The sequence below is a fragment of the Vibrio sp. V23_P3S9T160 genome, from assembly GCF_963886625.1.
Taxonomy (GTDB): Bacteria; Pseudomonadota; Gammaproteobacteria; order Enterobacterales; family Vibrionaceae; genus Vibrio; species Vibrio anguillarum.
Map to the genome: position 1 here is coordinate 1 of NZ_CAWPDB010000144.1, position 24,834 is coordinate 24,834.

At 41.4% G+C, this 24,834-nt stretch carries 19 protein-coding genes and 2 pseudogenes; 12 read left to right on the plus strand and 9 right to left on the minus strand.

Translation table 11 applies throughout. The features are described from left to right. Positions 1-8: 8 nt before the first annotated feature. Together AACU59_RS12935 and AACU59_RS12940 are read right to left on the minus strand one after the other, a co-directional pair. Positions 9-1,186 (minus strand): IS3-like element ISVch4 family transposase gene (locus AACU59_RS12935; RefSeq protein ID WP_161437597.1). Its coding sequence is split into 2 segments (ribosomal slippage): positions 9-928 and positions 928-1,186, totalling 1,179 coding nucleotides; the frame shifts between segments, so codons are not numbered across the junction. 436 nt (positions 1,187-1,622) lie between these two features. Next, complete coding sequence (locus AACU59_RS12940; RefSeq protein ID WP_094144676.1) at positions 1,623-2,798, minus strand: hypothetical protein; 1,176 nt, start codon at positions 2,796-2,798, stop codon at positions 1,623-1,625. A 121-nt stretch (positions 2,799-2,919) separates the two neighbouring features. Between AACU59_RS12940 and AACU59_RS12945 the strand changes: the two genes are divergently transcribed. Both AACU59_RS12945 and AACU59_RS12950 read left to right on the plus strand, forming a co-directional pair. Next, positions 2,920-4,164 (plus strand): DNA sulfur modification protein DndB, encoded by a 1,245-nt coding sequence (locus tag AACU59_RS12945; RefSeq protein WP_094144677.1) that lies wholly within the window; start codon positions 2,920-2,922, stop codon positions 4,162-4,164. 216 nt (positions 4,165-4,380) lie between these two features. Further along, on the plus strand, positions 4,381-4,641 hold the full coding sequence (locus AACU59_RS12950) for a DUF2188 domain-containing protein (protein ID WP_094144678.1): 261 nt from the start codon (positions 4,381-4,383) through the stop codon (positions 4,639-4,641). Between the two features lie 261 nt (positions 4,642-4,902). Here the strand turns inward: AACU59_RS12950 and AACU59_RS12955 are convergent. After that, positions 4,903-5,586: pseudogene (locus AACU59_RS12955) on the minus strand (MFS transporter); the annotation flags it as partial. Between AACU59_RS12955 and AACU59_RS12960 the strand changes: the two are divergent. Then, complete coding sequence (locus AACU59_RS12960) at positions 5,585-6,712, plus strand: endonuclease/exonuclease/phosphatase family protein (RefSeq protein ID WP_094145231.1); 1,128 nt, start codon at positions 5,585-5,587, stop codon at positions 6,710-6,712. The pseudogene AACU59_RS12955 and the gene AACU59_RS12960 overlap by 2 nt on opposite strands. Positions 6,713-6,724: 12 nt before the next feature. Here AACU59_RS12960 and AACU59_RS12965 read toward each other — a convergent pair whose 3' ends face one another. After that, on the minus strand, positions 6,725-7,012 hold the full coding sequence (locus AACU59_RS12965; RefSeq protein ID WP_013868360.1) for a GNAT family N-acetyltransferase: 288 nt from the start codon (positions 7,010-7,012) through the stop codon (positions 6,725-6,727). A gap of 136 nt (positions 7,013-7,148) precedes the next feature. Between AACU59_RS12965 and AACU59_RS12970 the strand changes: the two genes are divergently transcribed. Beyond that, complete coding sequence (locus AACU59_RS12970) at positions 7,149-7,892, plus strand: flagellar brake protein (RefSeq protein ID WP_017042158.1); 744 nt, start codon at positions 7,149-7,151, stop codon at positions 7,890-7,892. 44 nt (positions 7,893-7,936) lie between these two features. Here AACU59_RS12970 and gltS read toward each other — a convergent pair whose 3' ends face one another. Then, positions 7,937-9,163, minus strand: a complete 1,227-nt coding sequence (gene gltS / locus AACU59_RS12975; RefSeq protein ID WP_094145249.1) for a sodium/glutamate symporter — start codon at positions 9,161-9,163, stop codon at positions 7,937-7,939. Positions 9,164-9,814: 651 nt separating this feature from the next. On the opposite strand from gltS, the gene AACU59_RS12980 reads away from it, so the two are divergent. The 5 genes from AACU59_RS12980 (at position 9,815) to sstT (ending at position 13,929) form a co-directional block, all read left to right on the plus strand. Further along, a complete protein-coding gene (locus tag AACU59_RS12980; protein WP_094124623.1) occupies positions 9,815-10,735 on the plus strand; it encodes a DUF368 domain-containing protein in 921 nt (306 codons plus the stop codon). A 143-nt stretch (positions 10,736-10,878) separates the two neighbouring features. Continuing rightward, a complete protein-coding gene (locus AACU59_RS12985; RefSeq protein ID WP_019282478.1) occupies positions 10,879-11,307 on the plus strand; it encodes a hypothetical protein in 429 nt (142 codons plus the stop codon). Beyond that, entirely contained in the window at positions 11,304-11,912 is a 609-nt protein-coding gene (locus tag AACU59_RS12990; RefSeq protein ID WP_094124624.1) for an SCO family protein, read from the plus strand. Before AACU59_RS12985 ends, AACU59_RS12990 begins: the two co-directional genes overlap by 4 nt. Position 11,913: 1 nt before the next feature. Continuing rightward, positions 11,914-12,357: a copper chaperone PCu(A)C gene (locus tag AACU59_RS12995; protein ID WP_017048143.1), complete on the plus strand. Its 444-nt coding sequence runs from the start codon at positions 11,914-11,916 to the stop codon at positions 12,355-12,357. A gap of 354 nt (positions 12,358-12,711) precedes the next feature. After that, positions 12,712-13,929: a serine/threonine transporter SstT gene (sstT, locus tag AACU59_RS13000; protein WP_026028166.1), complete on the plus strand. Its 1,218-nt coding sequence runs from the start codon at positions 12,712-12,714 to the stop codon at positions 13,927-13,929. A gap of 111 nt (positions 13,930-14,040) precedes the next feature. On the opposite strand, the gene AACU59_RS13005 is transcribed toward sstT, so the two are convergent. Then, positions 14,041-15,186, minus strand: coding sequence for a tetratricopeptide repeat protein (locus AACU59_RS13005; RefSeq protein ID WP_094124625.1), 1,146 nt, complete (start codon positions 15,184-15,186; stop codon positions 14,041-14,043). Positions 15,187-15,515: 329 nt separating this feature from the next. Then, entirely contained in the window at positions 15,516-17,153 is a 1,638-nt protein-coding gene (locus AACU59_RS13010) for a glycoside hydrolase family 13 protein (protein WP_094145248.1), read from the minus strand. A gap of 218 nt (positions 17,154-17,371) precedes the next feature. On the opposite strand from AACU59_RS13010, the gene AACU59_RS13015 reads away from it, so the two are divergent. The 3 genes and pseudogenes from AACU59_RS13015 (at position 17,372) to AACU59_RS13025 (ending at position 22,333) form a co-directional block, all read left to right on the plus strand. Next, the gene (locus AACU59_RS13015) at positions 17,372-18,289 is read left to right on the plus strand and encodes a LysR family transcriptional regulator (RefSeq protein ID WP_094126682.1); all 918 of its coding nucleotides are present in this window, start codon (positions 17,372-17,374) and stop codon (positions 18,287-18,289) included. A gap of 323 nt (positions 18,290-18,612) precedes the next feature. Beyond that, a complete protein-coding gene (gene malE, locus AACU59_RS13020; protein ID WP_026028892.1) occupies positions 18,613-19,791 on the plus strand; it encodes a maltose/maltodextrin ABC transporter substrate-binding protein MalE in 1,179 nt (392 codons plus the stop codon). Positions 19,792-20,518: 727 nt separating this feature from the next. After that, positions 20,519-22,333, plus strand: a pseudogene (locus AACU59_RS13025) (amylo-alpha-1,6-glucosidase). A 148-nt stretch (positions 22,334-22,481) separates the two neighbouring features. Here the strand turns inward: AACU59_RS13025 and AACU59_RS13030 are convergent. Together AACU59_RS13030 and AACU59_RS13035 are read right to left on the minus strand one after the other, a co-directional pair. Further along, entirely contained in the window at positions 22,482-23,327 is an 846-nt protein-coding gene (locus AACU59_RS13030) for a MalM family protein (protein WP_013868347.1), read from the minus strand. Between the two features lie 65 nt (positions 23,328-23,392). Continuing rightward, entirely contained in the window at positions 23,393-24,667 is a 1,275-nt protein-coding gene (locus AACU59_RS13035; RefSeq protein WP_026028891.1) for a carbohydrate porin, read from the minus strand. Positions 24,668-24,834 lie beyond the last annotated feature (167 nt).

Consider the following 24,834-nt stretch of genomic DNA (forward strand, 5'->3'; position numbering starts at 1 on the left):
TGTAGTGGTCAACTAAAATTGGCCACGGTTTTAGAGTTTTCCCAATATAATCGTTCTGATTCATTGGGAGTTAGACCACCGTTATACTGATGTGGCCTGAGTTGGCAGTAATATCCGATAATGTAGCGGGTGATCTCTTGTTGAGCCTCAGCGAAGCTACGATAACCCACAGTTGGCACCCATTCCGTCTTCAGACTTCTAAAGAAGCGCTCTATCGGCGCATTATCCCAACAGTTTCCTCGGCGAGATAAACTCTGCTTTATTTGAAAGCGCCACAGCAATTGACGGTATTTACGGCTAGTATAATGACTGCCTTGATCGCTATGGAACATGACACCTTTTGGCTTTCCGCGAGATTCATAGGCCATAGACAGCGCTTTACCTGTCAACCGACTATCAGGCGACAAAGACATTGACCAACCGATCACTTTGCGGGCAAAAAGATCGATCACGACCGCTAAATACATCCAACGATTACCTGTCCAAATATACGTAACATCGCCAGCCCAGACTTCATTTGGAGCCGTAACAGCAAATTGACGACTTAAGTGATTTGGAACGTCAATATGTTCTTGTGAAGCCTTTCTGTAACGATGCTTTGGTTCTTGGCAGCTCACTAAACCAAGAGTTCTCATTAGCGTTGTTGCTCGGTATCGGCTCAGCTTTACACCTTGATTTGTGACTATATCTGCAATGGTTCTCGCTCCCGCAGAGCCATTGCTTGCGGCGTGAGCCTCGCTAATCAAGCTGCGCAGCTTTATTGTTTCCGCATTAATTAACGCTGGGCGTTTAAGCCAATAGTGATAACTACTTCGATGAACATTGAAGACTTCGCATAATATTTTTACGCTGTGGCTCTGCTTGAGTTTCTTGATTGTCAAGAATTGTTCAGTGAGTCCGACATCAAGAGAGCCGTGGCTTTTTTTAGTATTTCATTATGCTCTTCAAGGCGAGCCAGCTTCTTTTTCAATTCCCGAATTTCTATTTGCTCAGGGGTCATAGGTGAAGCTTTCGGTGTTTTCCCTTGGCGTTCTTCTCTAAGCTGGCGAACCCATTTATCCATCGTGGACTTGCCCACATTCATGGCTTGGGCTGCTTCAGTCACTGAGTAATTTTGGTCTAAGACTAGCTGCGCTGCTTCTAACTTAAATTCTGCGCTAAATAGTCGTCTTGTACGTTTTGTCATAATGTCACCTGTTAACTTATGAGGTGATGATATCACCTCTAACTAAGTGACCAAATTCACTATGCCACTACACTCTGTTACTTGATCCTGGAGAAACATGGGAGAAAGTCAAAAGCTCATACGATGGCCGATTTCAAGATATGATTACGAAGCCAGAGACAGCCCCAACAGAAGACGAAATAAAAGCTATGTTATATACGGTTAAAATACGGCTAAATGAATTCTATCAATCACAGCAAGTGAAGGTGGAATGAATAAGGTTATAACTATAATGAATTAGAAAGTTTATCCACCATAAAAATCAAATAGTTAGGAATATAAAGACCATCAGCAACAGACTGGACTGAACTTATGCGTTCTCGTCCAGGAGTTGCGTAGAGTTTAGCTCTCTTACCATATAAGTCGATGAGTTATAACTAAACGTTTGATTTCTTTCTTACAAGATTCGGCAACTTTGTCGTAAAACGTTTATAAAATAATCAGCCACTTTGTCTCTAAAAGTGCGTCCTCCTCCAGTGGCATTTATCCAGAAGCGACCACTTGAATCCTTTTTGAAAGCTGCACAGTTCCCCCAATGAGAGGCACTCTTATCATAGTCCAACTGACCTAAAACCTGCCCAGCAGCAAATAGTTCAGAACCTGTAAGAGCGGCATTGCTTGATAAGTAATGCGCGACAATACCTAACGCTTGCCAGACCTGCATGGAGCGATGAAACCCATTCTTATCTTGCTTGAATTTGCTTTCTAAACATGAAATCCACCCAGCAATTAGTGGGATAACTGTTTCTAAAGCGTCATTAATGACTTGTGTTGTGATTAGAGTTTTGTTCGGTAGGTACTTAGGTAATTGTTTTTCAATCCTAGCTCCTCTACCGCCTAAGGTAGCAAGTAAAATGTGAATGAGTGTACTTTTTGTAGTTACGTAGCTATCTGACTTCGTAATCTTGTTTAGCTCAGAAACGCCACCAATTGCGTCTAACGCAAGTGCGACGGCAAGCCTATCGGCACCAAGACTAAGTGGTGATTCTTGAGCGTGTGTTGTGATGTATTGCGAGTACACTTTTGAGTCTAGAGCATTAAGATCAAAAAATAGCTTTGATACAGTTGCTTCATCTATCTTTTCTTCAGCTCCGTAGTAGATGCTAAGTCGAACATCGATAGATTCTAAATGTTGTTTTTGTTGGGTAGAAAGCCCACTACACTCAGTTTGTTTGCCAGTAAATGGGTCGATTAGGTCAAGTTGTTTACTTAGGGCACTTATCAATAGGAACCCATCCAAGACAACGGCTTTATTTTTGTTATATTGCAGTGTACCCAGTTTGTCATTTATATGCTTATTACGAGTATCCCCATATACATATAATGCAACCTCAGGCATGGCGAGCGGAGTATTCATTGTTGCGCTTTCTAGAAGGTGGGCTTTGAGTTTGAGAAGCCTTTCTTTATTAACAGAACGCTCATAACTAGTTGCAAATCGATCCAACAATAGGTGCTCTTGGGGAAGGGAATCCATTAACTCTTTAATGCTTACATAGCATTGAAGCATTGATAAACCACCAAGCAACTTGTCACTATAAATCCCAGTGCGTACCACTTCTGCTGTGCTTCTCATTTATTCTTTTCTAACACGTTGATTTCTCGAAATGATAAATAAAAACACAAAAAAATACTTGATTGGGGCGCCGCCCCGATCAATCATGCGACGATTTTAGAATTTAATTAGGTAGTTTTTTATGAGTAAACCCATCAATGAAAAGCAGCGCTTTGGTGCAACAACAAAGAAAATTTTTGGTTGTGTCACCCACTCCTCATTTAATGGCGTCCACACGATGTCAACGGTTATGACGGTGGCTGATCTTTTGCGAGCTTGTGCATTTGACTTAATCCCTCCGCACCTAAAAAGTCTTTATAAAGAGATTCAACGTGTTGCTAGCCCGAGCAGGAGACAAGGGTTTGAAGACTATTGCTTTAAACATTTAACCTCATCGACTGATATTAGTGGGGTGATTCCGCCAGTCTTGATCGGCTGCATGTCAGAAGTAGAAGTCGAATTAAGTGATGACCCAAGAATGAATGATACCTTGGTTATACATCCAGATAAAAACTTCGTAGTTGATGGTGTAAATAGACTTTCAACAATCGCTACGGTTCTTGGTGGATATGATCAGTCACTTCTTAAAAAGGTTAAAGAATCTGATTCTAGGTTGAAACGCAGAGTAGAGCTTTCTTGTTTAATGCATGACCTGAGCGTGCAAGTGCTTTTTATCTTTCGAGCCGACAGGGCATTGTCTGAGACAGACTTTGCTCAAATCTTTGCTGATGTAAACGGCCAAGCTGCACCAATGAGCACTAACAAGCTTATGAAATTGGCAAGAGCTGATGCTGTAGTAACGTTAGCTCGTGAAATTGGTGCTCTTCCAATTGTAGAGTCGCATGGAGGCATGAGCCTAGACTCAAATACTGTTACGGCAAAAAGTGACTTCATCCTAACTTTGAATACTGTAACCCGCTTTATTCTCGGAGCATTAGGAGGGGAACGTATGCAAAGTAGAGTTCGCGGTGTACGAGAAATGGATGACGGTGCGATTCTGTCAAACAAACACCTCGAACCAATCAAAAATGATCTTATGTTGTTTTTTAAGACATGGATTGATGGTCAAGGTGATCATTATTCTCAAGACAGAACAGGCTTTCAGCTAGTTGCAACTCTAGTTCAAGGGTTAGGTCTGGTATTCAATAACCTTTGGGTTACATACCAGAGTCTTGCACCTGTAGAGCGAACTAATCATATCTATCAAGCAGCCAAGAAGCTTGGAAGTCTCGACTATTCTCGCCAAGCCTCTCACTGGGCAGATTGTAGCTGCGTGAGTTTGAGTGAAAGCGGTATGTATATAGTTAATAGCGGAGGCTCGACGAGCCGAAAAGCGTTCGCTAAGCACTTATCAAGCAGGTTGGGTGTTCAATATCGATCTAGGTAGTCTCAATCGACAGTTTGTAGGGGCTGCCTCATATTTATTTGCCCTTCCCCAGTGTTTAACGAACAAAAATCCAGGGTATGAGGAATGATTTGTAAATTACGGTTCGTGATGCACTAACCGAGAAGTTATTTCTCTGATGTCTTCTATTCGCTACAAAAGTGTAACTTTCAAGTAAACCTAGAGATAGGAAAGCAACTAAGCTGGACATGGATATATATGCATAAAGTGTGGCAGTTATTTCATCTAGGGAACGCTCAGGGAGAAAAAAGTCAACATGTAGTGAAAGACGGTGACGGATGGGCTGTGAAGAAGGGAGGCTCAGGGAAAACAGATACACAAAAGGAAGCTATCGAATATGGTCGAAAATTGCTTAGAACCAGAAAACAGAGTTTCACGTCTACGGTAAAGATTGAAAAAACCGAGAGAAAGATAGTTACGGCAATGCCCCCTGCCCTCAGAAAGACAAGAAATAAGTAAAAGTGAGTTTGATAACAATGTGTCTATAAACTGTCATGTTTATATTTATTGTTAAGGAAAATTTAGTCACATAATTTTTGTAAAGAATAGTTGCTCTTTTTAGGGTGATTTTTTTCAAAAATTGATTGAATAGATTCAAGCATTACATTTTTCGATGATTTTGTAAGGAATATACTTGTGATGGTTTGCAGTAAAAACGTTATGGCTTCTTGATTTTGCTTACTCGCAAATTCATACGGGAGTTAGTTTTGTTAAAGATAAAGCAAAAACAGTGAAAATTTGCCTACGCGCACCACTCATGAAGGTCAAGGCGTAATACAGCCAATAACGTTTGCGTAGCAGGAGCTTTTTATTTTGTGGCACTTCCGCTTTAAATTCAGGAAAGGCAAAGGCAATGATCAACACCAGCACAAAACCAGCACCGCCAGAAATGGCATAGACCCATTTAAAATCGAGCTGAAACACTTCTAACATTACCCACAAAGCACCGTAGGTGATCAGTGATGCAAGTGCTCCAACCGAAATGAGTTTGCCAAGCATTTCTGGCGCTTCATCTTTATTTAACCACTGCAAAGACAAGGATTGTTTAAGCGTTTCAAAGTAGTGGAACCCAGTCGACATCAATAATGTCGTGAGCAGTAACCCGGTTAAAGAAGGGAAAAAACCCGTCATCGCGGTTCCTAACGTCAACATACCCAATGAGATCAGGATAAATCGCTGCTCTCGAATGAACAGTAAAACGAATACGGCGGTGAAGGCTAAAAATCCGGGGATTTCTCGTACACTTTGTAATAAGCCAATGTCTGAACCATCGAAATTCGCTTTTTCAATCACGAAATTATTCAACAGTGCCATCCAACTAGAAAATGCAATCGGCACAATAATGGAGATAATCAATAGGAAATTTTGTGGCGTGCGCCAACCTTGAGAGGCTTTAGGGTACATGAGAGATCCTTATCTATGTTTCAGCGCATCATATACTCAAGTCGCCTTAAAAGGCGAGAGCTCATCACAACAGAAAACAAGGTTAGGGATTAGCACTGCTAAATTACACCGTTCGGGTATAAGATCGACCGAGACACAAATATTGGGATTTAACATGACGATTACGTTCGCAACGATTAATTTATTCAATTATTTAGCTCCGCCGAACGCATATTATCAGTTCGACAATATTTACACGCAAGCAGAGTGGCAGAAAAAAAAGCAATGGTTTAACCAGAAGATCAAACAGCTGGATGCCGATATCATTGGCTTTCAAGAAGTTTTCAGTTTTGATGAGCTGCGCAACCAGATGATGGATTTAGGCTACCCGTATGTGGCCTGTGTAGATGAACCTATCGTCAAAGATGGATACATCTATAGCCATCCGGTTGTAGTAATTGCCTCTCGCTATTCTCTGCGCCAAGTGAGCGCCGTACATGGCACGCTACCAAACCAAGCTGCCCCTTTTTGCTTTAATCGTACACCGTTACACGCTACGGTTTGCCTGCCAATGCTCGGGGATATCGATGTCTATATTGTGCATTTTAAATCTCAACGTCCGGCAGAATCGCCTGCGGCACCTCATCATCTGATCGATGAATGGCAACAAGAAACGCTAGGACGCTGGCTCTCTACTGTTCAGCGAGGCTTTGAAGCAAACCTGACTCACCAATATATCGTCAATACTCAAAAACAAACTGGGCGGCCTTGTGTGCTAATGGGCGATTTTAATAAACCGTTACATCACGAGGAGTTTCAAGGACTACTATCGCAGGCCTTATACCGCAGACCAGAAACACAACAACCGCTGTCTGGCTATGCGCTTTACGATGCTTGGTATCTGCATACCGAGAGTGTTGAGCAGCCTCGCAAAGCCACTCATTACGCCGGAGCCACGGGATCTGTACTCGACTATATTCTCCTTTCCGCAGACTTCGCGCCTTTTACCCAGCCAATGAAAAGCTATATCAGCCACTATACTGTGCTTGATCAACATCTGGTCAACCCGAGCTATGAGCTCGATAACTTTAGTACTGACCATGCACTGGTCGCGGTCACATTAAAAGTAAACACAGCACCGAGCTAATGGGCTTGTATGCTACGACTCTCGATGCAATAAATGCTGCCATTCACTGTGTCGATTTAAATAATGCACAACATAACTACAGACAGGTTTAATGGTGTAACCTTGCGCTTCAATTTGCGGTAATACACTCTCCATCATTATTTTTCCGTATCCTTTACCCTGAAGTTCATCCGGTACGCGAGTCGAAGTAATAAACAACACTTCATCCTGTTGTTGGTATGTCACAGTTGCGAATAGATTCCCCTCAAGATGTACTTTATATTGACAATTTTGTATATCATGTTGCACTTCATGAATCATGGTAACGTCCTAATTGATATATAAATCAAATAAATTGATATTCTCAGAATTGAATCTTCCAACATCTACCCCTAGAATTTAAACTATTACAAAAATTAGAATAAAATGCAGCTACTGCATCACGGAGAAAATTAAGATGGAATCGCAGTCGGCAGTGCTGAAAGATGAACAGAACCCAAACCGTTCAACCGAACGTAATAAAACCCTATCGACACTTAATAGTACTGATGCGTTATCTATGGTTGAACACAGTAGCGAACTAACCTTAAGTATAACCACTCCCGTTGGTACGAAATTCCAGTGTAAAACGTCATTTATCGGTACCTACTCTCATTCCCATCTCCTTGTAGAAATTCCTAAAATTTCCGCAGATGATCTCTCTTTTTTCTTCCAAGAAGGTTTTTGGATGAATATCAGAGCTATTTCACCACGTGGCGAAGGGGCTTTAATCCATTTTCGTAGCCAGTTGTTACATGTATTGCAAGAGCCTATACCGCTCGCCATGTTATCCATTCCCAACAGCATGCAAGTGACCCAACTGCGCAAAGAAGCTCGTTACGATGTGAATCTGGCAGGAAAAGCAACGGTAGGAACGCATAAGTCGGATTGTGAGGTAAGAGATCTCTCCAAAAGTGGCTGTCGTTTTGTCACACCCCCTCTTGGGCGTACTTTCCAAGTGGGTGATAAGATTAGTCTCGAATTATTTACTGATCCTCGCGGCAGTCAATTCTTTGCGCCTTTGATGGGTAAAGTTTGTAACTTGCAACGCTCACTGCACTATGCTCGTTACGGAGTGCAGTTTGATGAAGAAGGTGTCAAAAATGCAAAGAGTTTATTAAGCCAATTGAAGTTTGATGGCACAAAACTAACGCTGAAGTAGGCAATACACCCTAACCAATAAGTTAGGGTGTATTACTATTATTTTTAACCGAGAAACGAAATATACCCTTGTAATATCACCAAATTCACAATATCCACAAAGAATGCCCCAACGATTGGCACGACCATAAACGCTTGTGGTGATGGGCCATATCGTGTCACTAGCGACCCCATATTCATCACAGCGGTTGGCGTTGCTCCAAGACCAAAGCCGCAGTGCCCACCAGCGATCACAGCGGCGTCATAGTTTGATCCCATCACTTTAAAAGTCACAAAATAAGCAAAGATACCCAATACCACCGATTGCACCGTCAGAATCACAAGAAATGGAACTGCCAAGTCAAAAATATTCCATAACTTTAAACTCATGAGTGCCATAGCAAGAAATAGCGATAGAGAAACGGTGCCTAAGATGTCAACGGTTTCAGCATCAATTTTATGAACTTTCGTCAATTCCAGTACATTGGTAATGAACACACCGATGAAAAGCGCATAGACAAAATCGGGGATCATCAACCATTTGATTTCAAATGCACTTACCCACTGTTCTAAATATTTAGCACCAGTGACACAAATAAGAAGGATGAACAAACCCTCAATCACTTTCTTAGCGGTGACTTTATCTTCTTCATATTCATTGTAAGTAACCAGCTCTGGGAACCTATCGTGCGTTTTGGTTCCTCGTCCATACTCAGATTCAAACCCGTTTTTATTAATGAGTTTTTGGGCAACTGGGCTACCGATAATCCCCCCAATGATCAAACCAAAGGTCGCTGAGGCCATGGCAATTTCTAGCGTATTGCTAAGCCCATAATTGTCGTTGAATGTTTGAGCCCACGCCGCTCCCGTACCGTGTCCACCCGAGAGGGTAATAGAACCGGCGATCAACCCCATCAGTGGGTCAAGACCAAGAGCCGTCGCTAACGATACACCGACGCCATTTTGGATGATGATATAAAACGAGGCAACGGCGAGGAAAAGAAAGACTTTTGCTCCACCCTTAACCAGTTGAGTGTAATTGGCCGCAAGGCCTACGGTGCTGAAAAACATCAGCATAAAAATATTCTGCAACGGCAATGAGAACTCTAAATCTAAGCCGTAAAAATGTAGAAGAGTGATCGCGAAAGCGACAATTAAGCCACCGACGATGGGCTCAGGAATGTTGAATTTTTCCAAGATAGGCAGTTTTGCGTTAATAAAGTGGCCTAAAAAAAGCACGCTAATAGCGATTAAGAAAGACTCAAGGGGCCCAATTGAAATTAAATGGTGCATATAACCTCTTATTACTGCTTCACTCATCTTCCTTAATGAGTTTGGAGATCATCAAAGAAAGCTTGATAAACTCGAAAAAAATACGATTGATCGATACGGATCATCCTTATGGATATTTTTTATTTACAATGACATACGATGTTTATTTGATGGGTTTTACGAACATATGGCCTAACTGGTTTTGCTCGAAAAACATCTTCGCTCACGGCTTTTGATTGTCATTTGCAAACTCTCATTAGACGAGCGAGGAGGCGTATCATACCTAACAGACAAAAAAAGAGCCAACCGCAATGATGCGATTGGCTTATATATAGTGTGAACAAATTCATTCACTAACAACGTCAGTTGGCTAGGTGACCCTCGGCTTTAAGAAGGGTCGAATAGCATTATGCATGAAGTATGCCAACTAAAAAAGGTCTGTTTTTTAGCTGTGCATCGCATTAATTCATCAAAATGTAGTACTTTTTCGCATTACGCAAATTGCATTATGCGAAACGAATGCAAAACAATACTCACCCAGTTGCTATAAAACAAACTAACTTTCTGCGCTTTTTCACCTTAAGCCAGCACCACTCACTCATCTTTTGTACAAGCATTTCTTAGTTATTTCATTATATACTTCCGGCACATACACTTAATCATGCAGATTCAATGAACTATTTCAGTACGTTTTTAAAAGGGATGGCCATGGGCGCCGCCGATGTTGTGCCGGGTGTTTCGGGTGGAACCATTGCATTCATCACTGGTATCTATGACACTTTGCTTGAAAGCATTCGTAGGATTAACCCGAGTTTATTGCGCATAGTCAAACGAGATGGGTTAGCCGCTGCATTTCAACATATTAATGGCTTCTTCTTGATCGCACTGTTTGGGGGGATATTCACAAGTATCCTCTCTTTGGCTAAACTCATTTCTTGGCTGTTAACCACGCATCCTATTCCCATTTGGTCATTCTTCTTCGGTTTAATTCTGGTTTCGGTATTCCATATTGTGAAACAAATTGAGCAATTCAAACTTTCTCGGTTGCTCTTCGCTTTGCTGGGAGTTGCGTTTGCTTACAGCATTACGGTGCTTAACCCAATGCAGATGGAACCAACAGCGCTGAACACAATTCTAGCCGGTGCTATTGCCATCTGCGCCATGATTTTACCGGGAATTTCTGGCAGTTTTATCCTGTTGCTGATTGGTATGTACGCACCGGTACTGGGCGCGGTGAAAGAGATGCAAGCCGATATTTTGGCACTCTTTTTACTCGGATGTATCGGTGGTTTACTGAGTTTTTCTCACGTATTATCTTGGTTACTCAAACAATTTAGAGACTTGACCTTAATTTTTCTTACTGGATTAATGATCGGCACCTTACCCAAAATCTGGCCTTGGAAAGAAACGCTCACTTGGCGAACCAATTCTCACGGCGAGCTCGTTCCTTTGCTACAGCGAAACCTTTCTCCATTCGAATTTGAGTCCATCACTTCACAGCCTTCGCAACTGCTGGTAGCCATTTTATTGATGCTTTGCGCTGTTGCCCTCGTGCTTGGCTTGGAGCAATATGCAAAACATCACGATGTGTAAATCACACCGCATAGCATGAATGAGTAAAGGTGGGGAGACTCACCTTTTCTATATTGATTTATTGCACATTTTATCCATTCGTCACCACTGCAAAAAGATAGCTGTGATAACATTCGTGTTTTATAACCGCTTGGATTGTCCCCATGCACAACGCAATCAAAATCGGCGTCTTTGTTCTAGCCCTGCTAGCGGGTTACTTTAGCAGCGATATTTTCAATTGGCTCTCTTCAGCAAACTCTTCTCCAGACATTAATCGATATTGCCAGTTGTCGAGTACCCCTTGTCGACAAGGAGATGTTGTCATGACATTGGCACACGATAAATCTCAACCTTTGGTGGCTAACACTCTGACCGTTGAATGGCCGCAAGCCAATGCAAGTAAACTCACACTCACACTCAATGGGCTAGAGATGGAGATGGGCACCGCTAAATATGTACTGACGCCGCAGGAAGACGGGCTCTACACAGCACAGATTGTACTCCCAGTTTGCACGACTGAAAAAATGACATGGATTGGCGAGCTCTCTGATGGTCGTACCCAAGTATTCCCGGCAATAAGGATGGAAAGATGAGTAAAAATTGGTCTCTGGCATTGGTGGTTGCGTTTGTATTAGGCTTTGGCATAAAAACCTATTTTGATACGCAGCAAAGTATGGATTTAGAGGGCGGTAATAGCTCATCTTCTGAAGTAATTTTATTTGGCAAAGCAAATCAACCCATCTCTATTTTTGATACTAAAGATGAACGCATACGTGTTGTTTACTTCGGCTTTACACGCTGCCCAGATGTCTGCCCAACATCTCTGGCTATGTTAGCAGGTGCACTCAATCAACTAGATGATGTAACCAAAGCAAAGCTGCGCCCTTTATTTATCTCTCTCGATCCAGAGCGTGACGCTGCCGATGCTTCTCATCAATACGCCCAATATTTCCACCCTATGATCGAGGGACTTTCTGCTCCTTTAGACATTACAACACCACTGGCGCATCAGTATGGCGTCATTTTCCGCAAAACCGAATTAAAGAGATCTGAACTGAAATACACATTAGATCACAGCTCCTACTTCTACTTTTTACAACCAGATGGAACATTAATCACTAAAGTTCCACACACGCTTTCACCGGCTCCCATTGTTGAAGCCATCAAAACAATAATGACGTCATCACAAGGAAAATAACATGAAGCTCAATGCTCTTTTTTTAGCAAGCCTTGCCTTTAGCCCACTTGCTTTTGCGAACACAGATATTATGGTACATCACCCTTACGCACGTGCTACCGCACCAACCGCCACCACCAGCGCAGTATTTTCTCAAATCATGAATAAAGGTGAAACGGACCGTTTCATTGTATCGGCCAACACCGATGTGGCAGGGAAAGTTGAGTTGCATGATGTAATCACCGAAGGAGATGTGATGAAAATGCGTCAAGTCACTGAATTTAAAATTCCAGCCAAAGGGCACGTCGAACTCAAACCGGGCGGCTTACACATCATGCTTTTTGATTTGAAGAAACCATTGGTTGAAGGTGAAAAGATTGACGTACAACTGACCTTTGCCAATGGTGAGCAGCAAACCATTACTGCACCAGTAAAAAAAGTGATGAGTGGTATGGCACACCATTAAAAAGAAGAGGGTGAGCGATGTTGGCTTACCCTCTTTTATCATCGCACTAACCGCTCATTGACCAGCCTAATGGCGAGAGCGAGACATCCCGACAAGTGGCTTATCATTCCACCACCACAAATGCTACATTTTATTTACATTTCGCTCAAAATCGATTGCATTTCCACACATTGATTAATTATTTGTGCTGATTATCAATTAATTCTAGACACAATATCCCGCGTAGATATCATTACCCCCTTCAGTGGAGTTCACTGATGTCACTATAACTCTATTTGTCTACCATAACCGATGCTATGGCTTCGTAGTATTTAGGTCATGCAGGATGTAATTCGATTTATTGCAGGGATAACTATGCAAAGCAACAATATTTTCGCCCGTTTTGCGCGTGGCAATTTGGTTCTGCAAATACTCGCCGGTATCGTTCTCGGCGGGATATTAGCAACCCTTTCACCCGATGATGCGAAAAGCGTCGGCCTACTTGGCGACCTTTTCGTTGGCGCACTTAAAGCCGTAGCGCCGATCCTCGTGTTTATTTTGGTCGCCGCGTCCATCGCAAACCAAAAGAAAAACCAACACACTTATATGCGCCCAATCGTGGTGCTTTACCTTTTTGGGACCTTCACCGCCGCTCTTACTGCCGTTGTATTGAGCTTTATCTTCCCTACAACCTTAACATTGGTTGCGGGGGCAGAAGGTGCAACGCCTCCTCAAGGTATCGCTGAAGTGCTTAATACCCTGCTGTTTAAGCTGGTTGATAACCCAGTCAATGCTCTAATGAGTGCAAACTATATTGGCATTCTGGCATGGGCTGTTGGGTTGGGCTTAGCTTTACACCATGCCTCAGCAACAACTAAAGCCGTATTTGAAGATTTAAGCCACGGCGTTTCACAAATTGTGCGTTTTATTATTCGCCTAGCACCGTTTGGTATTTTCGGCTTGGTTGCATCCACGTTTGCCACGACTGGCTTTGAATCTTTGGCTGGTTATGCCAACCTTTTATTCGTATTGCTCAGTGCTATGTTGATCATCGCATTAGTTGTCAACCCAATCATTGTGTACGCGAAAACTCGCCAAAACCCGTATCCATTGGTGTTCCAGTGCTTGCGTGAAAGTGGTGTCACCGCATTTTTTACACGTTCAAGCGCCGCCAACATCCCAGTAAACATGGCATTGTGTGAGAAACTAAAACTGGATGAAGATACTTATTCAGTCTCGATTCCACTCGGTGCGACCATTAATATGGCTGGTGCCGCCATTACTATCACGGTTCTCACCCTAGCTGCAGTAAACACAGTAGGTATTGAAATTGACCTGATGACAGCCTTGCTACTGAGCATCGTTGCTGCTGTTTCTGCATGTGGCGCATCCGGTGTGGCAGGTGGTTCACTGCTGCTGATCCCGCTCGCATGTGGGCTATTTGGCATTTCAAATGACGTAGCAATGCAGGTTGTTGCCGTTGGCTTTATCATAGGCGTGATTCAAGATTCAGCTGAAACAGCGCTCAACAGCTCCACAGATGTTGTCTTCACCGCTGCGGTTTGCCAAGCTGAGCACAATAAATCAGCATAATCATTCGATACACTAAAACCGATACCAACAAAAATCCCCAGTCGATTCGCTGGGGATTTTCATTTCAGAGATTTTTTATTTACAGTGCTTAGCCACTTTATCGATCCAACATTACCTGTCCATTGAAGTATTGGAGAAATCTAATCGCGTTAGAACCTCATGATCATCAGATGGCTTGGATGACAAAAGCTCTTCGGAGGCATCCGCCACTACGCTCAATGAGAGATCGTCTTCATCAGGTAACTCCCCTTTCTCTGGGATAGGGATCCCACGTTTGTAGAGCTTGTTCAGCGCCTTAATAATTGAGTGTTTACTTACAGTACCCGCGCCGATTTTCTTCATGAGTGGTTTGGCCAACGATTGCAACCCCACAACAGAATCGACACCGATACGTGAGCCCACTTGATCTCTTAGCACCTTTGCCGGTTCAAAACCAAAATTAGCCGATAAAAATAACCAAATATAAGCAATAGCATTGCCATTTGAACCTTTATCTATCCAAGCTTCTCCTGCGTGATACATCGCCTCTACATGACCTTTTTCAGAAGCTCGCTCTAACCAATAACAAGCTTTACTGTGGTCCATTGCGACACCAACACCCTTAAGGTAATTCAAGCCTAGTTTCATCTGTCCTATCGGGCTATTTAGCTTCGCGGCTTTGGAATACCAAAATGTTGAATCCGCTGGTGATGGCGCAATATTGTCATGTGAAACACACCAATCCCCCATAAAAATCACAGCGTCGAGCAAATTCGCTTCCGCAGCCTCTTGTACTAACGAGACTCCTTTCGCAGTATTCGCTTCCACGCCACGGCCATGAATATAGGCCATGCCAGTTTCATACTTTGCGGTTAAGTTACCTTCAATGCCTGCAATACAAGTCTGCCAAAACTTCTCTTTTTCCCGCAAAATCAGATCATCTCGAAACTTTTGGCAAATCCGAACAACACCATACATTCCCGTAACATTGTCATAATTTGCCGCTTTGTCATACCAGTACATCGCCTCTTTGAGGTTGGTTCGTTCGGCTTCTTTCGCTAAATACAAAATCGTCGGCACATGGCCTGTTTCGGCCTTAAACAAGCGATCTTGTCTTTCTTGTTCACGTGATTTTTCTATCGCTTTGCGATAAGCGATTTCTCTCTCTTTTCTCTCTTCCTCTAAGCGTTTTTTGCGCAAAGAGAGCGAAAACATCCACACGAAGATAAGGATAAGTGATAACCCGGTTGCGCCTATGGCAATCCCAATAGTGCTCATTGATTCAAATCTTATTTAGCTGATTAACTTCATTATCGACCATTTTTCTCAATCTTTGAAAAAGTCTGACCACATTCATTCTATCTCGAACCATTTAAAGCATACGAAACAGTCAAATCCGTTCATCCAAAACAGAGAGGCCACTCTATATCTAATGCTCGTGGATTAATTAAGCCACATAGCCTTAGCACTAAGATAGTACCGTACTCTTTTCAAGAGTGTTACGCACAATCACACTAATTGAGGAATAGATTCCGATTTGGGTCAATGAATGAAAAAACGCAGCCAAATCGCTGCGTTCATTCCAGATCAAAAATGAGCCACTCACTTTACTCTCTCATCAAAACCGCGATGGATTGATAAGGCTCGAGTACTAGGTTTTCTTCTAATTTTTCAATCTCTTGATAATTAGAGCTCAAACACTCCACCGCTCTCGATTGAAACTTTTCGGGTATTGCTAAACAAACCGTGGCCGATGAAAAATTACTGACCACGACAATTTGCTCACCTTGGTACTCACGCACATAGCCAAACACTTGGTCATGTTCTTCAAATAAAGGCGTGAACGATCCATAGACGATGGACAGGTGTTTTTTACGCAGTGCAATTAACTTTTTATAGTGATGGTAAATCGATTGTTCATCAGCGAGCGCTTGTTCAACATTGACTTTTAGGTAGTTAGGATTCGCCTCTATCCACGGAGAACCTTGAGTGAATCCGCCGTGTTTATCCGCTGACCATTGCATTGGCGTTCGAGCGTTATCGCGGCTGTTTTGATGAATAGCATCCAGCATATGCTGATGAGAAACGCCCGATTCTGTCTTCACACGATAAAAATTTAACGTCTCGATGTCTCGGTATTGATCGAGCGAATCGAAGGCCACATTCGTCATACCGATCTCTTCGCCTTGATAAATATAAGGCGTGCCTTTCAGAAAGTGTAAGCTCGTTGCCAACATTTTCGCAGATTCAACTCGGTAGCGTTTGTCATCACCATACTTAGATACAGCGCGTGGTAGGTCATGATTATTCCAAAATAATGAATTCCAACCCTGATCGGCAAGCTCAATCTGCCACTTGGTTAATACCTGTTTAAACTGCTTAAGATCTAACGGAATAGGGTTCCATTTGTCACCCTGCTCCCACGTCAAAGTGATGTGTTCAAATTGGAAAACCATCGATAACTCACGACGACTCGGCGCACTGTACAGTTTTGCAATGTCTGGTGTGGCTCCCCAAGTTTCTCCCACGGTCAGCAGATCTTGATTACCAAAGGTGGCGGCATTCATTTGCTGTAATAACGGATGCAAGCGCGGGCCATTGCCAGTAATGCCCTTATCAATTTCTTTGCCAATTAAATCAATAACATCTAATCGAAAACCACCAATGCCCTGTTCAATCCACCAGTTCATCATGCTGTGCACTTCTTGCTGCACTTTAGGGTTTTCCCAATTCAGATCTGGCTGACGTTTAGAAAAAAGGTGGAAGTAATATTGCTGCGTTTGCTCATCCCAGTGCCAAGCACTGCCACCAAAAATTGACCCTGTATCATCCGGTACACTGCCATCCGATTTTGCATCCCGCCAAATGTAGTAATCTCGATACGGATTGTCTCGCGATTGCTTCGCTTGTAAAAACCATTGGTGTTCATCCGATGTGTGATTAACGACAAGATCCATCACTATCTTAATATTGCGTTTTTGTGCTTCGCTCAGTAAACGCTGCATATCTTCCATGGAACCAAACTCTTGAGCTATTGCTTGGTAGTCAGAAATATCATAACCATTATCATCCATTGGAGATTGATAAACAGGAGATAGCCAAATAACGTTAATGCCTAACTCTGCAAGGTAATCAAGCTTACTAATAATGCCATTTAAATCGCCGATACCATCGTGATTAGAATCGTAAAAACTGCGCGGGTATATTTGGTATACCACAGCGCTATGCCACCATTTGGGTTCCATGATATTGCCTTTTTGTAAATTAATTTATTGCTCATCATAATGAGAGCTGACGCAAAGTAACAATAGAACATTCCCCATATGATATAGCCAATACCTATATCATAAGAAAAATCACTATAGTTAGGCCTCTCTGCATGCAAAGAGATTAAAAAAACATCACCTAAAATGTGATTTATGCCAAACATGATAGCAATAAGCAGAAGACAAGATAAAACAGCATGGATAAATCCCTTCGATATTTTTTGATGGTTGCGATTGAAAATAATATTAAGCAAGCCGCAGAGAAACTGCATATCAGTCAACCATCTCTCACCACAGCAATTAAAAAGCTTGAACATGAACTTGGAGTTGAGCTATTTATTCGCCGCTCAAAAGGTGTAGAGCTCAGCGCTTATGGCAAACTATTTAGGGAGTATGTGCAGGAGCAACAAGAAAAGCAGCAACAACTGTTACATCAGTTCACCGATATGCAACAGAGACATCAAGGAAAATTAAAGCTTGGCACTGGGGAAGCGTGGTGGGAATTATTTGTTCGCGATACGGTATGCCTATATCAAAAAAACACCCCTAATTGTTCAATACATTTGGAATTTGGCAATAACCTTTCTTTGATCCATCATTTGGTGCAGGGAGATATTGACCTCTTTATTGGCCATGAAATTCAAGATCTACACGAAAGGTGTAAAGTCCATTTCCAACCTTTGTTCCGAGACCAAGAAGCATTTTTTGTATGTTCAAGCCATCCGATATTGAATACAAAAAAAAGTGATGATGAACTTCTGATTGAACAAGCCCAATACCCTCTCATCCGCGTCACGCCGGATCATTCTCGACATCGTACAATGTTGGCTGAACATGCATCACTGGCTAAACAATATACGGAACAAAGAGAGAGTAAAAGAGCCATCTATGATGTCGATTCTTTATTTGCTAGCATAGATATATTAGAGATGGCTAACGCTGTAATGCCATATAGCGATAAAATGTGCCATTGGATGGCCAGAAGAAATATTGCAACATTAACCATCAACAAAAAGAAAAAAGGTAATGTAGGAATTTATATTAAACAAGGCATAGCTGACCCAAAAATTACCAGTTTTATTGAAATACTAACGAAGTATACCTCTTCCTTATGAAGGCTAACACCCTACTAAACAAATTATTGAAGATCAGTGTGGACTAAAGCCTTGATAACATAGGCTTCCGGCACACAAAGCGGGCATTACAACAATAGTTTTTGTTTTGGTTCACACTTTTGAAAGTAGAAAAACTCACCGTGTTATCTACCGTAGTTACATTCTATCAATATTAGAGCAATGATATTGATAGAATCTATATCAAACTCACTTTCATCTATTTCTTATTGCAAGCAAAAGCCGTTATATTTTCAACAGAACTTACACTCAAGGACTCATGCGTACCATATTCGCTTCGGGCCTAGGTAAAACAGGAAATAGTGATGAAAAATTCAATTAAGAATCTGTCTATCTGTACACTGGCCACTTTAATGGCGGCACCACTGATGGCGATGCAAGAAGGTGAAATCACCATTTGGATTAACGGTGATAAAAGTTATGATGGCTTAGCGCAAATAGGCCAACAATTTGAACAAGATACTGGAATTAAAATCATTGTTCAGCATCCAGAATCGCTTGAAGCGAAATTCCAACAGCACGCTGCAACTGGCAGTGGTCCTGATATTATTTTTTGGGCACACGATAGATTCGGTGGCTATGCAGAAGCAGGCTTGCTTCACGAAATCAAACCAAGTAAGCAATTTAAAGAAAAGTTGGTCGATTTCAGTTGGGATGCCGTTACCGTTAATGGAAAATTGGTTGGCTATCCTCTTGCTATTGAGGCCCCTTCTCTTATTTACAATAAAGATCTGTTACCAACACCGCCTAAAACTTGGGAAGAACTAGTCAGTATTCATAATACAATGGAGAAACAGGGTAAAAAAGCCATCATGTGGGATATTAAAAATGCTTACTTTACTTGGCCTGTTATTTCCTCTGGCGGTGCCTATGCTTTTGAAAAAATTGTAGGGGGTTACAATGCCAAAAGTACCGGAGTTAATAATGAAGCAGGAATCAACGGTCTGCAGTTTTTAGTTAATATGGTTAATCAAGGTGTATTGAACCCAAACATGGATTATGCCGTCTCTGATGCTGCATTCAGCAAAGGAGAGGTGGCCATGACGATAAACGGCCCATGGTCTTGGGGTAATTTAGATAAATTAGGCATAAATTATGGCGTTGCAGAGCTGCCAACGCTAAACGGTGGCAAAGGTAATCCTTTTGTTGGCATTCTAAGTGCTGGGATTAATTCGGCCAGCCCGAATACTGATCTTGCCGTTGAGTTTTTAGAAAATTATGTCTTTCAAGATGATGCACTAAAAATCATGAATGACGATAAGCCACTTGGCGCAGTAACGTTAAAATCGTTTCAAAAAATCTTAGAACAAGATCAGCGAATCAAAGCCACTATGATTAACGCCGAAAATGGTGAAATTATGCCTAATATCCCACAGATGACAGCATACTGGTTTGCCGAAGGGGCAGCGATTGATAATGCGATGCAAGGAAAACAAGGTGTCAAAGAAGCATTAGATATGGCAGCGAAACAAATCACGAAATAATTCATCCCCAACAAGCACAATTTTCATGTTCACCTTTGGGTACAGTCTACTGTACCCCTTTTTATAGGTATCGGTCATGACTTCAAAATATAGACATTCTCAAATTACCTCAATAAACCAAACACAAACACGCCTTCTCATTTGTAAGGAGTTCACGCCGATATGTGGTGTAGAACCGAGTACACCAAGAATTGATGGCACTTTAGAGCTAGAAAATTTATTTTCAAATCTAGCAATAGAAAGTACCTCAAAATTTTCTTATGTATTCAGTGATGGCGTGGATGGATATTATCAAGGACATACCTATGGCTTCAGCTCAAGCGGTAATTACCGTCATTCTCAAGGTTGGTATTTAGGTCAATTTGCGTCATTTGTAAACGGTAACATCAATGATAAAACACAAGCCAGTAAAGCCCGCTTGATGCCTTTTGGCATTGAACATCACTATGTTGGTACATCTTCTGTAGAATGTTTGAGCTTATTACAAGGTCAACGACTTGCTTGTCTCACCATCACCTCTGAGTCCAAACAATCTCTTGCCATACTCCCTGAGCTTAATATATTAGTAAATGCAAGCAAACCTGAATGCATCGATGACGTCCTTATCTATGAAGTAAATGACGCAAATTCTGTTAGCGAAGAACCACGTTTTATTGCGATTAGCGCAAATCAATCCGTTATTGCCAAAGAAATGGCAACCGATGAATGTGCAACCACCTCTAAATTAATGGGTTTAAGTGATTCTAATGTAAAGCTGATGATTAGTTCCACTGAATCAACCCAAAAACTAGTCATTTACCTCTACTTTGAAAGCACCAAAACAGAGGCAATAAAAGGAGCTCAACTCGCAGCGCAAAACCATGCAAATATTATTTTTCAAAACAATTTGTATCGCTTTCTGACACGTAATTATCTATGGACCAACGATCTGGAGTATAACCGAGCCGTGATGTGGTCTAGATTGGCAAGTCGTACATTTGTGAACCAAGAGTTTGGTTCTGGTATATGGGCTGGTTTACCTTGGTTCAAAGACTGTTGGGGAAGGGATACGTTCATAGCCTTATCTGGGACAAGTCTCATTAATGGTCAATTTCCAGAGTCCAGAGCAATCATTGAAAATTTTGCTTCCATGCAAATGCAAGATCATACTTCAGTCAATTACGGTCGTATTCCCAATCGAGTAACGAGCAAAACGGACATAATATATAACACGACCGATGGTACGCCTTGGATGATTAGGGAGGTGATGGAATATATTAATTACAGTGGCGATATCGCTTTTGCAAAGGATATTTATCCGATTGTAAAACGATTTATTGATGGGATAGAAAGTAATTATCTTAGTGAAGATGGGTTACTAAAACATCGTCATCCCGATACCTGGATGGATGCAAAAATCAAAGGTCAAATTCCATGGTCTCCTCGCGGACCGAAAGCTAATGATATTCAAGCATTGCTATTTGAAAGCTTTCATGTTGCGGCACGTCTGGCAGAAATGAATAAAAATGATCTAGATCATCGATATTAGTTAAAATTAGCTGAAAAATTAAAGATGAGTTTTATCAGAAAATTTTGGGATGAGGATAAAAAACAACTAGCTGATCATCTAAAAGAGTTCGATATACCAGATAATAGCGTACGTCCAAATCAATTAATGGTACTATCTATCCCACAGACAGAAGCCTTTCTCCCACTAGAAATTGGGCAATTTATTATTCGAAATAGCATTGATCATCTTTTATTTCCATGGGGTATTTGTTCCTTAGAGCAATATCACGAAGATTTTCACCCCTACCATGATAATCGCTCTGAGTACCATAAAGATGCGGCATACCATAACGGTACGATTTGGGGTTGGAACGCTGGTTTTACCGTCAGTGCATTAACAAGTTTTAGCAAGCAAGATTTGGCTTTTCAATTATCCAAAAACTTAGCCAAACAAATTTTGCAGCAAGGACATCGTGGCACAATGAGTGAAAACCTCGATGCTTATCAACATGATGAAGACAACTTGATAGAAACAGGTACCTATGCTCAAGCCTGGTCTGTTTCAGAATATGCACGAAATGCTCAACAAGATTACCTAGGCTTTAAACCAGAATTGTCGAAAAATAAGATTAATCTTTCACCGAAACTACCGTCATGCTGGACAAGCTTTAGTGCGACCCTCCCATATGGTCAAGATGAGAATTTATACTTCAACTGGCAATGCCGCGATGGTAAGGCTAGTTATATGATCAATCCACGATACCTGAGGGCTGATCTCATATTGAATCTCATATTGGAGTTGGGGAATTATCAAATAAATATTGAGTGCGACTTAACAAAAAACGTGGAAATAATACTAGATGTAAACACTGATGATATTAAATTCAACAGAAATGATATTATTGTAAAAAAAGTAGTGGCTCCATCTTATCCTGAACTCTCTAAATTAAAGTTCACTTATCCCAATTGGCATTTAACGCATAATTCTTTAAAGCAGAACGACTACCTTCAAACCAAGCGTCATAGTCAAAACTTACAAAAGGCAGTTGATTAGTATAACCACAGCTCCTTCATCATCAATGAAGGAGCTTATATATCAGAAACCACACCATTCAGTGCCCATCAGGGATATAGAAATCTAGGATAAGAATCATCCATAAAAACGATGACATACCAATATAACGCTTACCTTAAGTTTTTAATTATTTGGCATTAACGGCTTTAATAAATGCTTGCTGAGCACCATCAACATTCAACATTTTCGCTTCATCTAATAAGCTTAGAGCTTTTGCTACATCACCAGTATTGACGGCATTTTCAATAGCTGATATGTAATATTTTTTCGTTTCTATCTGCACAACTACTGCTACTGCAGTTTGTTCTGATGCTGGCTTTTCAATTTTCCTCTTTGTTTGATGAGACTGTAAAGATAATGTCTTGATTTCTAGTTTAAATTGACCAAAGTGGGATGATATATATGTAGGGTCCGTGACCATTGGCATCGCTTCACCAAGATCTTTAGCTCTAACCTTCGCTGGATGATCGACCTTGATTGTTTTCCCAAAATATTGCTCTGGAGAGTAAATAATAAAATAAGGTGTCTGCTTAGAGTCTACCTGAACGTTTACATAATATTGTGTTCTTGTAAAAGCATCCGAGGTTTTAATTTTAAATTGTGGTAAATCAATTTCAGAAACAATATTGAACGTCTGATCTAACATAATTAATTTTGGCAAAAATACCGCTTTATCAAACATGTAGCTACTAAGCTGTATTTGCACTTTTGCTGAACGTTGAGGGAGCTGAAAAGCATTAAAATAGCTATTGCCATCTGTAAAGTGGCCAATAGGGGCACTTTCATCAATATCAAACTCGATACTTTCATTGCTTTGTAGCTCAATCCAAGGAAAGTCAGCATAATTATTACAGCATACTTTTGCGTATGAGATAGCCTCAGTAGACGAAAGGTTTGAGGTAGATGGAACTGAACTACAGGCAGTCAAAGCTGCTCCGAGGATAAGGGTCATTAATGATTTTTTATTATTCATCGTTATTCTCTATCATTTACAAAGCAAAAAAGGCAGCCAATAGGCTGCCTTAAATCTTAGTTGAGTTAGAACCAGATTTCAGTGTGGACACCGATAACTGTTTCATTTTTGCCATCTTTGATGCCAATTTGTGATGCGCTTGCTTCATCATCAGCAGAAATATAGCTAATGTATGGTTTGATTTGTGGACGACCGAAGTAATCAGCATTGACTGTAAATGCAGCAGCTAATTCCACATTGAAAATATCGCTTTCTAGTGCCTCACCAGTACGACCCCAGTAACCTTCAGCTCCCTCTTCATGAGCATAAGAACCTGTCATTTCAAGACGTAGGTTATCATTCACTTTATACGATGGACGAACAGCAGCAATATAACGTTTCAAATCTTTAGCACCAAATAACTCATCCAGCGCACCAAAATAGGTAATTTCAGAGCCCATTTGCCAGTTTTCGGAAATATTCAGTACACCGTAAGAAGTCAAGAAAATAGACTCTTGCTTATCATCACCGCCTGACCAGCCACCAAAGTTAACACCACGGTTTTGCGCAACACCTTTACCATATGCAATAGCAGATTGAGCCCAACCATCCAAGCCGTAATAGCTAGAATTTAACGTGATTGATGCGCCAAAACCATCATCTGATTTACTGTCTTTGTTCGCTTGTTCCATGTATTTAAAATCAAAGTCTAAGCTACCAAAACCAACATCGACACCGTAGTAGTACAGATCGTAAGATGAAAGCGTTGTGCGTTCAGGGTTTGTCGTTGCTGCACCTGCATCAGGATCGGCAACCACCACCGCAAATCCTGCAGTATTGCCAGCAAGCTTAGTTTGAACACCAGCACCTACGCCAGAAGATTGTTTCCAAAATTCACCAGAAAGAATACCAGCAGCACGGTTTAGGAAACGTTGACCAGCCCATATAGATGTGTCTTCTCCTAAGTAGGATAAACCACCGATTTCAACAAAAGTTTCTTTCACTTCAAATTGTGCAGTGTCATTGGCTTTTTGACTACCAGATGAAGAATAAGCGTACGAGTTACCATTACCGTATTCAGAACGAACAGTGAAATTTGACCAAACACCATTTTCATGTTCTGTGTGTTTCTTAATTACAAACTCAACCTGATTGGTGCTTTTTCCATGAGTACCCGCTGTTTTGTAATCTGGTTTACCAAACTCTGTATCAACAGTTTCACCATCAACCATGCGGAAATTCATTGAAGCATACCCATGAACTTCCCATCCGTCTTTTAGTACATCTGTTTCTGCAGCAAAAGCAGAACCTGCTGCTAGAGTAGCAGCCACTGCGGCAGCAATTACACTTACTTTTTTCATTCTTAACTCCATTAAGGACGATTTATATTTATGGAAAATTTTAACTACGGACAGCATTTAAAACTTTCACTCTTCTCCTATTGGAACCTGCAAGGCAGTTGACAGATAGACGCTAAAAGAAGAGGTAAGACGGGACTAAGTCCCCAGTTGTTTCAACGGTGATAAGG